This window comes from Ferruginibacter lapsinanis (genome assembly GCF_020783315.1).
In the GTDB taxonomy this organism is placed as follows: Bacteria; Bacteroidota; Bacteroidia; order Chitinophagales; family Chitinophagaceae; genus Ferruginibacter; species Ferruginibacter lapsinanis.
In genome coordinates, this window is record NZ_CP086063.1 from 1113179 (window position 1) to 1128276 (window position 15098).

The window sequence follows — 15098 nt, forward strand, 5'->3', positions numbered from 1 at the left end:
AATTGTGTCAGGTGTAAAGGTAATAACTCCTTCTTTCTTAATTCGTAAGAACAAACCACTAATTACATTTAATTTTGCAGCATAAATTTTGACAAAGCATATCAACATAGCATTAGTAGGTAACCCCAACAGCGGGAAAAGTTCGCTATTTAATGTGCTTACCGGCTTAAATCAGCAGGTAGGTAATTTTCCGGGAGTAACGGTAGATAAAAAGACCGGAAAGTGTGCCATTGGCGAAAACCTGTCTGCTACCATTATTGATCTGCCCGGAACCTATAGCCTTTACCCAAAACGGGCAGATGAGTGGGTGGCTTACAAAGTACTGTTACAACAAGATTCAGATATTAAGCCAGATATGGTGGTATTGGTGGCCGATGCCAGCAACCTTAAAAGAAATTTATTGTTCTGTTCCCAGATCATTGATTTAAAAATTCCTGTAGTGGTGGCCTTGTCCATGATGGATCTGGCAAACAGTAAAGGAACGCAGATCGATATTAATGGACTGGAAAGAGAGTTGGGAGTGCCGGTTGTAATGATCAATCCAAGAAAGAACAAAGGGGTTCCTCAACTGAAAAAGATCATTGAACAAACGGCTTTAAATATTGGGGTGCCGGCAAAAGACTTTATCAATAGTTATGCATTGGCAGAAGACGCCATAGATGATGTAAAGAAATTAGTGCCAGGATTAAGTGCTTATACAGCCCTACACTATCTGATCAATCACGAAAACTTTATTCTCGATACTGCATTACAAAATAGTATTGAAGCAGTTGAAGAAAAAAATAAATTCAATCCAACTAAAACACAGGCAGAAGAAATAATGCAGCGCTATGGCCGCATTAAACATATCATGCAACAAACTGTGGTAGAAGCAGACCCTTTAAAGAAGGCGTTGTTAACCGAAAAACTGGATGATATTTTTCTGCACAAAAGATTGGGCTATCTTATTTTAATAGTGGTGTTGTTTCTCTTGTTCCAAAGCGTATTTTGGATTGCACAATACCCGATGGATGCCATAGAATGGATCTTTGGTAAACTAAGTGGATTTTTAACAACAGTATTGCCGCAGGTTTGGTGGAGTGATCTGTTGATTAACGGAGTGGTGGCAGGGTTGAGTGGTATATTGGTTTTTGTGCCTCAGATAATGATATTGTTTGCCTTGATAACTTTATTGGAGGATACCGGCTATATGGCAAGGATCAGTTTTTTAACTGATAAACTGATGCGTAAAGTGGGCCTGAACGGAAAAAGTGTTATGCCGATGATCAGTGGTTTTGCCTGTGCAGTGCCGGCTATCATGAGTGCAAGAAATATTGAGAATAGAAAAGAGCGGTTACTAACGATAATGGTTACGCCATTTATGAGTTGCAGTGCCAGGCTGCCAGTGTATACTATTTTGATCGCATTGGTCATTCCTTCAAAATTATATTTTGGTTTTTTAAGCCTGCAAGGGTTGGTGATGATGGGACTTTATTTACTCGGTGTTGTTATGGCACTCATCGTGTCATACATCATGAAATTTTTCATTAACATAAAAGAGAAAAGCTTTTTTATTTTAGAATTACCTGTGTACAGAGCACCCAGATGGAAAAATGCATTAACGACCATGATCGAAAAAGCAAAGATCTTTGTTTTTGATGCAGGTAAAATAATTATGGTAATCAGTTTACTGTTGTGGACATTGAGTACCTATGGTCCGAAAGAAAGAATGGCTAAAGTAACGGCTAAGTACGACCGAATGGTAGTGTCCGATCCGCAAAAAGCTGACGAAATAAACAAGCACAGAAAAACAGAGTTGTTGCAAAATTCATTTGCAGGTATTCTCGGAAAATCAATAGAACCGAGTATTCGTCCGTTAGGCTATGATTGGAAAATTGGAATTGCGATAATTACATCCTTTGCGGCAAGAGAAGTTTTTGTTGGTACGATGGCTACACTGTATAGTGTGGGAGATAATGCTGATGAAAATAACAGTACCCTAAGACAAAAAATGCAGGCGGCGGTAAGAGCGGATGGAACTAAAGTATATGATCTTGCAACCGGATTATCCCTATTGGTGTTTTATGCCTTAGCTATGCAATGTATGAGCACACTTGCTGTTGTAAAAAGAGAAACTCGTAGTTGGAAATGGCCTGCGATTCAGTTAGTGTATATGACAGGCTTGGCTTACCTGCTGAGTTGGTTGGTATATATTATTTTTAAATGATGAGTTTATTAGACTAATTAAACTGGTTAATACCTCACCAATTCTGCGTTTAACTTTTTGGCTAATCCTCTTGCTCCACGTTTCATTACCACATCATGATTCCATTTGAATAAAGGTTTTAAAACGGGTCTTAAATTATTCATCCATTTTTTTGTAGTGTTTACATCCCAGTTATATTGGAGAGTAGTAACACCATTTTCTTCCAGGAAACGCCATTTCCCTTCTCCTTCCAATTCACCATAAGCTATTCCCTCTAAAATAAAGGGCTCCTGGATATTGCAGGATTCCATGTCAAACGTTAATGTATACGGTAAAATACTTCTCCAGGTATATCTTACTTTTTTACCCAGATCTGTTTCATCTCCTTCCTGAAGAGTTTCTACACTAATAACTCCTCGCCACCAATCAGGCCATTTTTCCTGTTCATAAATAGCTTTCCACACTTTTTGAAGTGGCGCTTTTACTTGCCAGATTGTTTCAAATGAGTATTGATAGGCCTTTTCCATGTTTAAATATACGTTGTGATGCTGAAAATAGTTTTTGCCTCCTCTATCTTATGCCGTTTGTCCCTAAAAATTTGCCTTTTGTCAAAACTATTTTTATTTCTTCATATATCAAAAATTAAATATAAACCAGTGCTGTAAAGGATTACAGCCAAAAATGTCAAATATTCATCATCCACTACTAGAAAATAAATGGTATTATGTGTTGCATAGTACTAAAATGTTTGTATATTTGTATTGTCAAGCTGATTAACTGTACAGAAACCCGATAGGAAATCAGATATCAACTATCAGGTATTCACAATCAGAAAAAGGCTTTAAAATATATAGCTATGAATATTGATAACACAGCAAGCCAGATGCGTAAGGGAGTTTTGGAGTTTTGTATTCTTTCGGTAATAAAACAGGGAGAAGCTTATCCCTCAGATATTATTGATAAGATGAAAGCAGCCAACCTCAATATATTTGAAGGTACCCTATATCCGCTCCTTACCAGATTAAAAAACGCAGAGTTCTTAACCTACCGTTGGGTAGAAAGTAATAGTGGTCCCCCACGTAAATATTTTTCATTAACCGAAAAAGGAGCCACATTTTATAAAGAGCTTGAAGCAACCTGGAATGAATTGGCAAATGCGGTGAAAGCGCTTTCGGATGCTGAACAAACCCATTTTAATAACAACTTCAACAACCCCGATTAAAACATTCAGTTTTTTTGGGAGGCAACCAACTAACGAAACACAAATTTAATAATCATGAAACAAGTAATAAACATAAACTTCCACGGACAAGTAGTTCCTATAGAAGTATCTGCGTTTGATATACTTAAAAAATATACCGAAAGTCTCGGTCGTTATTTTGCTAATGAGGAAGGCAAGGAAGAGATCATTAATGATATAGAAAGCCGTATTGGCGAACTTTTTCAGGAACGTCTTAAAAAAGGAGCTACCTGTATTACTGATGACGATGTAAATGCGATCATTAAAAGTATGGGCAGACCGGAAGATTTTGAAACAGTTGAAGAGAATACTTCTTCTGCATCTGCCGGTCCTTCTGAACAATCTAATCCAAATGCAGGTAATGCAACAGCTACGCCTAAACGCTTATATAGAAATGAAAATGATAAAGTAATAGGTGGTGTATGTTCAGGGCTGGCAAATTATTTCGGTCTTGATCCTATCTTGGTAAGAATAATTTTTGTGGTGATAAGTCTTGCTTTTGGTACAGGAATATTGGCTTACTTTATTATGTGGGTAGCGGTGCCAAGTACAGCTACCGCAGAAATTGGAGGCACAAGGAAAAAACTATACAGAGACTCCGATGATAAGATAATAGCAGGTGTAGGTAGTGGTATCGGAAACTACTTTGGTGTTAGTGCATGGATCCCTCGTGTATTATTTCTACTGCCATTTTTATCTTTTGTTTTCAAATGGGGGCATTTTGGTTTTTTAAATTTTCCCGATTTTTTAAGATTCAGCTTTAGCCCGGGTGCATTGATCGTATACATTATTTTATGGTTGGTTTTACCCGAAGCTGTAACAACTGCCGAAAAATTAGAGATGAAAGGAGAAAAGGTGGATCTGAATTCTATCAAAAATTCTGTGATGGAAGAAATGAAAGGAGTACAGGGACGTGCCGAAAAATTTGGAACCGAAGCAGCAAAATTTGCTGAAGAAAAAGGAAAAACCGTTGGCTCAGAAATGGGAAGCGTAGCAAGAAGGAGTAGTCGTTCATTAGGAGATGTGATCGTATTTTTAGTAAAAGCGTTTGCCTATTTTGTAATAGGATGTGTTGGGTTTGCATTGGTGGCTGCGTTATTTGCTTTTGCGATAGCCGCAATTGGAGTATTTCCATTAAAAGATTTTTTACTGAGAGATGGATGGCAAAGTGTATTGGCATGGGGTACATTACTATTCTTTGTGGCTGTACCGGTTATTGGTGTAATTACATGGATCATACGCAGATTAGCTAAAGCAAAAGGCAATCGTAAAATAATACGTTTTTCTTTTATCAGTCTTTGGATCGTAGGATGGGTTTGCTTTATCTTTTTACTGGCATTGGTAAGCAAAGATTTTAGAACAAGTAATGATATAGCCGAACATGAAATAGCATTGTCGAATCCTTCGGTAAGTGGTTTGGAATTCGTTGGCCCTGATGATTTAATACTACAAAACAAAAAGAACAGATGGTTGAAAATTTCGCCTTTTGCCGGTGTAACTGATGAAGACACCGTGTTTGTGAATAATGTTCACTTCAGGATCTTAAAATCACCTAATGATAGTTTTCAACTAACGATCATTAAACTGGCCAATGGCTATAGTCGTCAGAATGCGGATAGCCTGGCTTCACTGATTGACTATGTACCTGTTCAGAAAGATTCAATTGTACAAATGCCTTCAGGTATTGCAATTACAACAAAATCAAAGTTTCGTAATCAACATGTAGTGATCAATGTATATGTGCCGGTTGGAAAAAAGATAAAGATCAATCAGAATATCTGGGAATCAGAGCCTGAAAAGATCAGCATTGGTATCGATAGCGAAGGTAGCTGGGATGATTATTGGGGAAATGAAGAAAGAGGCTGGACAACTAATGTAGAGTATATCATGAAAGCTGATGGCTTATATACGTTGGATGGCAACTCTGTTAAAGAAGGACGGCACGGGAATCATAAATTGAAAATTGATGAGCATGGGGTAGAAATAAGAGATGGTAACAATCATATAAAGATTGATGCGAATGGAGTGAATATTATCACAGATGATAAAGATGAAATAAAACAAAGACGCTTTGATTCGTTAGAGGCGAAACAAGAAAGAGAAAAAGATTCTGTGAACCGAGCCTTAGAACAAAAACAATTAAAAGAGAAAGAAAAGATATTAAAAGAAAGCCCAAGTGCATACACGTCTCCTATCGGGCTACCTATAATGAATTCAATGATGTAAAGTTGTTTCAATAGTTATGTTGAAGTTGAAACCAAAAAGGAATCCTGTCGTAAATGACGGGGTTCTTTTTTTATTGGTAAAAGGTATAAAAAATACTTTGAGGTTAAGTTTGTAAATTACAAACGAATCGGATCTAATAATAGAAAATAAAAGAAGTATGAAATTTCAGGTGTTTAGTGAGTTAGAATATATAGTGCCGGTTCCAACCACTTTTATTTTCAACCTGCATGCAGCCCGAACCTCCCATCAAACGGTTATTGAAGAAACATTAACCATTGACCCGGTTTATCAGTGTAAAGAATTTTCTTCGGCTAATAGGGAGTCGAGGTTTACACAACTCTGCGTAAATGATAAGATAAATTTCAAAATAACCTATAGTGCTATTGTAGACCTTCACTATAATAAAATAGATCCTCAACAATTATCGCCTGCAGTTTCTGTTATGGATTTAGATCTGGATGTAATACAATACCTCTATCCAAGCCGGTATTGCCAGTCAGACAAATTAGAAAGATTGGCCCGAAAAGAATTTGATCATCTGGAAAATGAATATGAAAAAGTGCTGGCTATCAACGAATGGATATATAACAATGTTGAATATATAGGAGGGTCCACCAACTCTGGAACCTCTGCACATGATACACTAACAGAACGTGTGGGTGTATGCAGAGATTTCGCTCATCTGGCCATAGCTTTATGCAGGGCAATTTCTATTCCTGCACGCTATTTTACAGCATATGCATATAATTTGTTTCCGCCGGATTTTCATGCCTGCTTCGAAGCTTATATTGGTGGACAATGGGTGTTTTTCGATCCTACCAAATTGGTTCCTGCAAACGGGATAATAAAAATATCTAATGGAAGAGATGCTGCCGATGCCTCAGTGGCAACAATTTTCGGAGAGACAACCTGCACTTCAATTATTGTAAAATGCGAATCCTTAGATCCGGCCTATAAACCTTATTATATACATAATTCGGATCCGAATGAAAAATATATGTGATAGTTGTATGCAGGCAATATATATTAAGCCTGCTTAAACATCATCAACAACATTTTGTACAGATCCGGATGCTTTTGCTGCAACAGGTCTGGTCGTTCAAAAAAATATTCAGCTACTACAGCAAAAAATTCTGTTTGATTGGTGTAAGCATATACATTAATATCTGAGCGATTGGCAGCAATTTTTTTCATTTCCTGGTGGATCATATCCAGCCATGGTATTACATATTGTTGATTCATCAATAATTTCGGGACCCCATCCGTTTCTCCATCCATCTTGTCGATCAAATGTACAAACTCATGAATAGCAGTGTTATTCTTATCTGTTCTGTTATCAAAACCCAATTCAAGAGCCGGTTTGGAAAGTAACATTTTTCCTTCCAGGTATCCTGTGCCTACCATGCCTAAAATGTCACGCCCTTGTCCGGTACTGGAAAAATTCATATCAATTGCATCGGAGTATAATAACACTTCCTGTAAATTATAATATCGCCAACCTTTAAAATGAAATACAGGAATGACAGCACTTGAAGCAACCAGCAGTTTATCAGTTTCTGTTATACCCGTATCAACACCTGTAATTTTTACAGAGGCTAAAAAATATTTAACTTCTTCTATAAAACGAGTTTTTTCTTCTACTGATAATCTTGAAAAAAATAACACCTGCTTTTCAAGGTCATCGGTATTTATTGAAATAGTGTTGAGGTCTATTTTCTTTTTTGGTTGAAAAAAATAGATTGTCCCTATAATAATGGCGATAAAAAGCAAAAAAGGAATCATCTTGTAATTTAATCAATCGGTTTTGAATCAGTTGTGCGGAAATGATTGTTTTCACAAACTAACTTTACTGACCGGAAAGAAACCAGTGATTTTTAATTTACTTTTGCACCTCCATCGTTTAAAAACACATAATGAAAAACACTCCCTTTACAGAAAAACATATAGCCCTTGGCGCTAAAATGGCCGAGTTTGCCGGATATAATATGCCTATCAGTTATTCGGGCATTAATGATGAACATGCTGCCGTACGGAACAATGCCGGCGTATTTGATGTGAGCCATATGGGAGAATTTGTTTTAAAAGGAGAAAATGCATTGGATCTGATCCAAAGAGTAACCAGTAATGATGCGGCTAAATTAACAGCCGGAAAAATTCAATATAGTTGTTTGCCTAATGATGTAGGAGGTATTGTAGATGATCTTTTAGTGTATTGTTTGGAAGAAAATAAGGCATATATGTTGGTGGTAAATGCCAGTAATATTGAAAAGGATTGGAACTGGATCACTAAGCATAATGATAGGAATGTAGAAATGCATAATATCAGCGACAAGACTTGTTTGCTGGCAGTGCAAGGTCCCAATGCCTGTAAAATTTTGCAATCACTAACAGATAAGGATATCCTTAATTTAACGTATTACACATTTACGAAAGGAACATTTGCCGGAGTAGAAAATGTATTGATAAGCGCCACAGGATATACAGGAGCAGGAGGCGTAGAAATTTATTTTGAAGATAAAGGAGATGACGCAGCTAAAATTTGGGATGCCATTTTTGCAGCAGGGGCGGCAGATGGAATTAAGCCCATCGGTTTAGGAGCAAGAGATACTCTTCGTTTAGAAAAAGGGTTTTGTTTATATGGCAATGATATCGATGATACCACATCACCGTTAGAAGCGGACCTGGGATGGATCACCAAATTCAATAAAGAGTTTACCAATAAAGCGTTTTTTGAAAAACAAAAAGCAGCAGGTGTTACAAAAAAGCTCGTTGGCTTTGAATTGTTGGAGAGAGGTATTGCCCGTCATGATCACATGATAAAAGACTTTGAAGGAAATACCATAGGAAAAGTGACCTCTGGTACACAGTCTCCTACCCTCGGAAAGCCAATAGGGTTGGGATATGTAGATGTTAAGTATGCTGCCATTGACAGTGAGATCTATATTCCTATCCGTAATACTTTGTTAAAGGCAAAAGTGGTAAAAGTTCCTTTTGTGTAAAGCAGCAAAATTGTATGTCTACCATTCATCTTACAACATTTATCGCCGCACCTATAGAAAGAGTATTTGATTTGAGCAGAAGCATCAATTTGCATAAAATTTCTACAGCAGGCACACACGAAGAAGCTGTTGGCGGAACTACCAATGGGTTGATCAATGAAGGAGAGACCGTTACCTGGAGGGCAAAACATCTTTTAAAAATAAGATTGTTTACTTCACAAATAACGAAAATGACTTCCAATGAATTTTTTTGTGATGAGATGATAAAGGGAGATTTTAAAAACTATAAGCACGAACATCATTTTAAAGCCATCGATAATGGCACTATAATGATTGATATACTTGAATTTGAGAGCCCATATGGTAAAATAGGCAAATTGTTTAACCAATTATATCTTACCGACTATTTAAAAACGCTGTTGATAAATCGCAATAATATCATTAAAGAATATGCCGAAACTCAAAAGTGGAAAGCCATATTAAATTAATATTTTTACAAAAAAGTACAATTTGCAAAAACCAACATTACACACCTGTCTTTCACCAGCTTTATTAAGTCAATACGATGTGAGTAATAGCATAGTGGTGATCATTGATGTATTCAGGGCTACCTCCACCATCGCATCTGCATTGCGTAATGGGGCAAAATGTATAATACCAGTAGATGAAGTGGCCAAAGCTATCGACATCAGTAAAAAAATAGGTGGTATTGCTGCCGGTGAAAGAGATGGGCAAATAGCCGAAGGACTGCAACACGGAAACTCTCCATTAGAATATACGCCTGATTTTATCGGAGGAAAAACATTGGTATTGACAACAACCAATGGCACCAAGCTATTACACATGGCTTTGGATAAACAGGCTGATACCATTATCACAGGCTCTTTTCCTAATTTATCATCAGTATGTAATTATTTGCTGAGAAAAAATAAGAATGTTTTGCTTGGTTGTGCCGGGTGGAAAGATCGCTTCAACATTGAAGATACTTTATTTGCCGGGGCAGTTATCAGCAGAATTAAAGAAAACTTTACCATTCACTGCGACAGTTCTTTAATGGCAAATATTCTCTACGAACAAAATAAAAATGACCTGATAGGCTTTGCTCCAAATCTTACCCACTATCATCGCCTGGTAGACAGGTTTGGTTTGATAGAAGATATCCGTTTTTGTTTAACCCCGGATTCAGCCGATGTGTTGGTGGTGTATGAAGACGGAAAGCTGGTAACACCCTCCGCCCCCTAAAGGGGCTTTCCTTCGTTAGATTATTACTTTTGTTTAGCCTTTTTAAATGTAAAAGAATGATGTAATCCGCATTCTCTTAACAGTTCCCCCTTTAGGGGCGGAGGGGGTATCACTTTTTCCACAAAGTTTCCATTTTCTGTTCAACCCTCAGTTATTTTACGTTACTTTTGCAAATTGCCTTTGTCGGAATTGACAAATTGATGAACATTGGCAATAAATCGTAGATCGTAACGCTTAAATTGTACATCGCTTGGCTCTATCGCACCTTATTAAATACGTTTATAATACCGGCTCTGATGAAGTAATTCGCAGAGGTAAAAAGATTCTCGGCTCCGGATATGTTGAAATGGCAGATCATGATGAGTTGCTGAATGCAGTAACTTTTCGTGTTAAAGACGACACCTACAATACTTATTACAAAGTAAATATTCAAAAATATACCGATTCAAAATCTTTATCGATCAGGTGTACCTGTCCGTATAATTTAGGCGATATCTGCAGGCATGAAGCAGCAGCTCTTTTGCAGTTACAGGAGTTGATTGATAAAAATATGCTCAATGGGAACCGCATTGAATACAACCAGCGCCATACTGTTGCCAAGATGAAATTCATCGACGTAAAAGTAATGCGGTTGCTGGCATCTGTAGCAGTTTTTGATGAAGCAGAAAAAATATTGGAAACCACCAAGGTTAAAATATTATCAGCTGCTAATGAAAGAGTAGAAGGAGAATTAACATTGAATGGAGATGTTTTTCCTTTAGTGATTCAAAAAAATGACGAAAGAAATTTTGACACTTCCTGTAAATGCACAGAAGAAGATCATCCATTGTGTATTCATAAAACTGTTTTGTTTTTGCAGTTGTTGAATACTTACGGATCTTATTATTTTGATACTATTCGCAATTGGGATAAAGAAAAAAACAAACTACTGCAGATATACGGGTATAGCTTGGATGATGATCTTACTAATAAGTTTGAATTTATTTATAAAGAGGGGAAACCCTTTTTAAAAGTGTTAGATACTTCCATTAAAAGAGTTACAGCTCCGACACCTGTAGAAAAACCTGCTTACATGCAGAGCAAAGCAGAAGCCGCTGTGGCAGAGGCTCCCAAGGTTAATGTTGCTACAAAAAAACTTGGATTGGTATTTAATTTCAACGCTACTGTCTATCCAAATTTTACCGTAGATGCGATACAGGGAGATACGAATGATGAAGGAAAGAGTTATGTTGGGAAAGTTGAAAAACTTGATCTCACAAAATATGTAGATACAGAATCTTACAGCGAAGAGGATAAAATGTTGTTACAACAAATCCGCAAACTGCAATCTTCTGAGATCAATAAATACCTTAACAGGAATTCGCCTTTCAGTGGTATTTGGGAAAACATAATTCATACTGAAGGAGATGAATTGCCGGAAGAAACAAAATCGCTGATCGCAGAATACCTGCATCCGAAATTGAAAAAAATATTTGAAGAGCAAGCCGGAAATCCATTTATTTTTTACCTACCAGAGAAGAAATCATTTACTACAGAAAATTTGGTAGAGGCTGCTGTTGATGAAAAATTCATTGCACCGCAATTTAAAATTGCAGCTAAGAATGGACACTTTGAATTGCAGGGCCGCTTTAATATCAACGGCGCAACGCAACCTATAACCGATAACGAATGTAATAACAGCATCCTGTTTTTATATAATCATACTTTTTATTTGTGGCAAAAAGCAGAAGATGTTTTGCAGGCAGAGAAGTTTTTAAAAAATGGCAATCTGAAGCTCAGCAAAGAAAACTGGGCAACGCAGATGCAAAAGCTGATAATGCCATTGACAAAAGATTACAAGGTAGAGTTTGATAAATCTTTAGTAAAAGAAATTAAAAGCGGAGAACCTGAGATAAAGCTGATGTTGCAGGAAAAGGGCGACTACCTGGTGTTTCAGCCGATATTTACTTACAAAGGATTTGAAACAAGAGCGAATGATAAAGAAACGATCACTATTCCCGATGGCGATAAAATATTAATTGTACATAGAAATAAAGAAGCGGAGCAACAATTCATTGAAAAGTTATCTTCATTACATTCTCAGTTCATACAGCCACAGGATGGGAATGGTTTAATATTAAAGGGAGTAGATATTCTCCGCAATAACTGGTTCTTCCTTTTTGTGGATGCGATGAAGGAAATGAAAGTTCCTGTATTTGGTTTTGAGGCATTGAAAAATTTCAGATTCAATACAGCCCGTCCATCTACACATATTCATGTAAGCAGTGGGTTGGATTGGTTTGATGCGAAAGTTGAAATAGATTTTGAAGGACAACGTGTAGGTATAAACGATATTAAAAAGGCGTTGACGGCCAAGCAATCTTTTGTTCAATTGGGAGATGGTACTTTAGGGATATTACCTGATGAGTGGCTACAACGGTATTCTTTATTATTTAAAGTTGGTGATGGTAAAAATGATAAACTGCGTTTATCTAAATACCACATGAGTGTTATCGACGAATTGTATGATAACCGGATTGCCAATGAATTGAGTTTTGCACTGGATGAAAAATTTGAACGCTTAAGAGAGTTTAAAAATATTCCTGAAATACCTGCTCCTGCTAATTTAGAGCCGATATTAAGACCGTATCAGATTTCCGGATACCAGTGGCTTAATTATTTGAATGACGTGGGTTGGGGTGGTATTTTAGCAGATGACATGGGGTTGGGTAAAACAGTGCAGGCATTGACCATGTTGCAGCATTATAAAACCCAGGAAGGAGATCTGAGAGCAATTGTGGTTTGTCCTACAACACTTATTTACAACTGGGAAAACGAGATAAAGAAATTTACCCCTTCGCTTACATACAAGATCCATCATGGCAGCATGCGTACAAGGAGTGTGGAAGAATTGCAAAAAGTAAATGTAGTGATCACTACTTACGGAACGCTTCGCAGTGACATACAGGTGCTGATGAAAATTTTATATGATTATGTGGTACTGGATGAAAGTCAGGCAATTAAAAACCCGGCATCTAAAGTAACCAAGGCTGCATGTTTGATCGTATCTAAGAACAGGTTGTGTATGAGTGGTACGCCGCTACAAAATAATACTTTTGATATTTTTGCCCAGATGAATTTCCTTAACCCGGGTTTATTAGGAACCATGGAGTTTTTCAGAAATGAATTTGCTACACCTATTGATAAGTTTGGAGAAAAAGACCAGAAAGAACATCTGCGTAAATTATTATATCCATTTATTTTAAGACGTACCAAAGAGCAAGTGGCTAAAGACTTGCCGGATAAAACAGAAACTATTTTATTCTGTGAAATGGAGAAAGAGCAACGTAAAATTTATGATGCTTATCGAAATAGTTATAGAGATAAGATATTGGGAACAATTGATGAACAAGGGATTGATAAATCACAGCTCACTATTTTACAAGGCTTAATGAAGTTGAGACAGATATGTGATAGTCCGGCTATATTAAATGAAGAAGAAAAGTATCCAAACCATTCTATTAAATTAGATGAATTGGCCAGAGAGATATCTGAAAATATAGGAGAACATAAAGCTTTAATCTTCTCTCAGTTTTTAGGAATGCTTGCATTGATAAAAGAAAAACTGAAAGAGCAAAATATACCGTTCGAATATTTTGATGGTAGCACCAGCAGTACCGACAGACAAAAAGCCATTGAGAATTTCCAGAATAATGATGAGTGCAGGGTATTCCTCATCTCATTAAAAGCTGGTGGTGTTGGGCTTAACCTTACTGCCGCTGATTACGTATATATTGTAGACCCATGGTGGAATCCGGCGGTTGAGCAACAGGCGATCGATCGTACGCATCGTATCGGGCAAACAAAAAATATTTTCGCTTATCGCATGATCTGTATCGATACGATCGAAGATAAAATTTTGCAACTGCAGGAACGTAAGCGTAAGTTGGCTAGCGAGTTAATTGCGGATGATACCAGCTTTGTGAAGGCGCTAAGTAAGGCGGATGTAGAATATCTGTTCAGCTAAAATATAATAGCGGTTGAATGAGTGGAAACAAATTGGCCTTCTTTTCATTTTTTACGCTTAACTTAATATTATATTTATCTTCTATTTACAAATGCCAAGTAACAAATATCTTTCGTATTTACTAAATCCATTGGAGTTACTGCGTACTAAAAAAGTATTACAGGTAAATCCTACCGTTGTACCATCCAGGGAAGAGCCGGAAGCGATCAAAATTTTTGTGTACGATTTTGATGCACATGATATTGCTGTAAGGGAATTAGATAAAGTTTCAGATTGTTTTTCATTTATCGACTCTCCAAAAGTTACTTGGATCAATGTAGATGGATTGCGGAAAGTGGATGTAGAGTCTATCTGCAATCATTACGGCATACATTATTTGATCATAGAAGATATTCTGAGTATTGGGCAAAGGCCTAAAATGGATGACATGGAAGGGCTGGTATTTTGTGTGTTGAACATGCTTTATTTTAATGAAAAGGATTCTTCCATAGAAAGTGAGCAGATCAGTATTGTATTAGGAAAAAATTTTGTAATCAGTTTTCAGGAAGATGCACAGAGGGATGTGTTTAATCCGCTAAGAGAAAAACTAAAGATCAATCTTAGTAAAGTAAGAGCGAATAAAGCTGATTTTTTATTTTACTCTTTAATAGATCTGATCGTAGATAATTACTTTGTAGTGATGGAAAAGTTTGGAGAGAAAATAGAATTACTGGAAGAAGATATTTTACGCAATGCAGATACCAGGAGTTTGGCCAAAATAAATATTTTACGCAAAGAAATGATCGTACTTAAAAGAAGCATTGCCCCGGTAAGAGAACTGGTGAATGGTATTTTGAGAAGTGAGAATGAATTGATAGAAGAAAGAACAGAAAAATATTTTAAAGATGTATATGATCATATAGTTCAGGCAAATGATCTGTGTGAAAACTATCGTGATATGATGATGAACTTACATGATCTGTACCTGAATAATGTAAATTTAAAGATGAATGAAGTGATGAAAGTGATGGCGGTGGTTACGTGTTTGCTGGCACCAGCTACTGTGATAGGAGGTATTTTCGGGATGAACTTTGAACAGATACCTTTATTGCACAACAAATGGGGATTCTTTATTTCTGTAGCCTTGATGCTTTTTATTCCGATAGTGATGATAAGGGCATTCAGAAGAAGAGGATGGTTTTAGGAGAACACAGATTCAAA

General features: G+C 36.8%; 11 protein-coding genes. 9 read left to right on the forward strand and 2 right to left on the reverse strand.

Annotation, left to right across the window (positions count from 1 at the left end; genetic code table 11):
* The first annotated feature begins 88 nt into the window (after positions 1-88).
* Entirely contained in the window at positions 89-2206 is a 2118-nt protein-coding gene (feoB, locus tag LK994_RS04850; RefSeq protein ID WP_229761763.1) for a ferrous iron transport protein B, read from the forward strand.
* Positions 2207-2232: 26 nt separating this feature from the next.
* Here the strand turns inward: feoB and LK994_RS04855 are convergent, their stop codons facing one another.
* Positions 2233-2712 (reverse strand): SRPBCC family protein, encoded by a 480-nt coding sequence (locus LK994_RS04855; protein WP_229761764.1) that lies wholly within the window; start codon positions 2710-2712, stop codon positions 2233-2235.
* A gap of 329 nt (positions 2713-3041) precedes the next feature.
* On the opposite strand from LK994_RS04855, the gene LK994_RS04860 reads away from it, so the two are divergent.
* From LK994_RS04860 to LK994_RS04870, 3 genes are all read left to right on the forward strand, one after another.
* Positions 3042-3407, forward strand: coding sequence for a PadR family transcriptional regulator (locus LK994_RS04860; RefSeq protein ID WP_229761765.1), 366 nt, complete (start codon positions 3042-3044; stop codon positions 3405-3407).
* 54 nt (positions 3408-3461) lie between these two features.
* Positions 3462-5651 carry a PspC domain-containing protein gene (locus LK994_RS04865; protein ID WP_229761766.1) on the forward strand — a complete coding sequence of 730 codons (2190 nt, stop codon included), beginning with the start codon at positions 3462-3464 and terminating at the stop codon, positions 5649-5651.
* Positions 5652-5808: 157 nt separating this feature from the next.
* Positions 5809-6654 carry a transglutaminase-like domain-containing protein gene (locus LK994_RS04870; RefSeq protein ID WP_229761767.1) on the forward strand — a complete coding sequence of 282 codons (846 nt, stop codon included), beginning with the start codon at positions 5809-5811 and terminating at the stop codon, positions 6652-6654.
* A 23-nt stretch (positions 6655-6677) separates the two neighbouring features.
* On the opposite strand, the gene LK994_RS04875 is transcribed toward LK994_RS04870, so the two are convergent.
* Complete coding sequence (locus LK994_RS04875; protein ID WP_229761768.1) at positions 6678-7433, reverse strand: M90 family metallopeptidase; 756 nt, start codon at positions 7431-7433, stop codon at positions 6678-6680.
* A gap of 131 nt (positions 7434-7564) precedes the next feature.
* Between LK994_RS04875 and gcvT the strand changes: the two genes are divergently transcribed.
* The 5 genes from gcvT (at position 7565) to corA (ending at position 15081) form a co-directional block, all read left to right on the forward strand.
* Complete coding sequence (gene gcvT, locus LK994_RS04880; RefSeq protein ID WP_229761769.1) at positions 7565-8650, forward strand: glycine cleavage system aminomethyltransferase GcvT; 1086 nt, start codon at positions 7565-7567, stop codon at positions 8648-8650.
* 14 nt (positions 8651-8664) lie between these two features.
* Positions 8665-9138 carry an SRPBCC family protein gene (locus LK994_RS04885; protein WP_229761770.1) on the forward strand — a complete coding sequence of 158 codons (474 nt, stop codon included), beginning with the start codon at positions 8665-8667 and terminating at the stop codon, positions 9136-9138.
* Between the two features lie 22 nt (positions 9139-9160).
* Positions 9161-9892, forward strand: coding sequence for a 2-phosphosulfolactate phosphatase (locus LK994_RS04890; RefSeq protein WP_229761771.1), 732 nt, complete (start codon positions 9161-9163; stop codon positions 9890-9892).
* Positions 9893-10142: 250 nt separating this feature from the next.
* Positions 10143-13898, forward strand: coding sequence for a DEAD/DEAH box helicase (locus tag LK994_RS04895; protein WP_229761772.1), 3756 nt, complete (start codon positions 10143-10145; stop codon positions 13896-13898).
* 91 nt (positions 13899-13989) lie between these two features.
* Positions 13990-15081 (forward strand): magnesium/cobalt transporter CorA, encoded by a 1092-nt coding sequence (corA, locus tag LK994_RS04900; protein ID WP_229761773.1) that lies wholly within the window; start codon positions 13990-13992, stop codon positions 15079-15081.
* Positions 15082-15098: the final 17 nt, after the last annotated feature.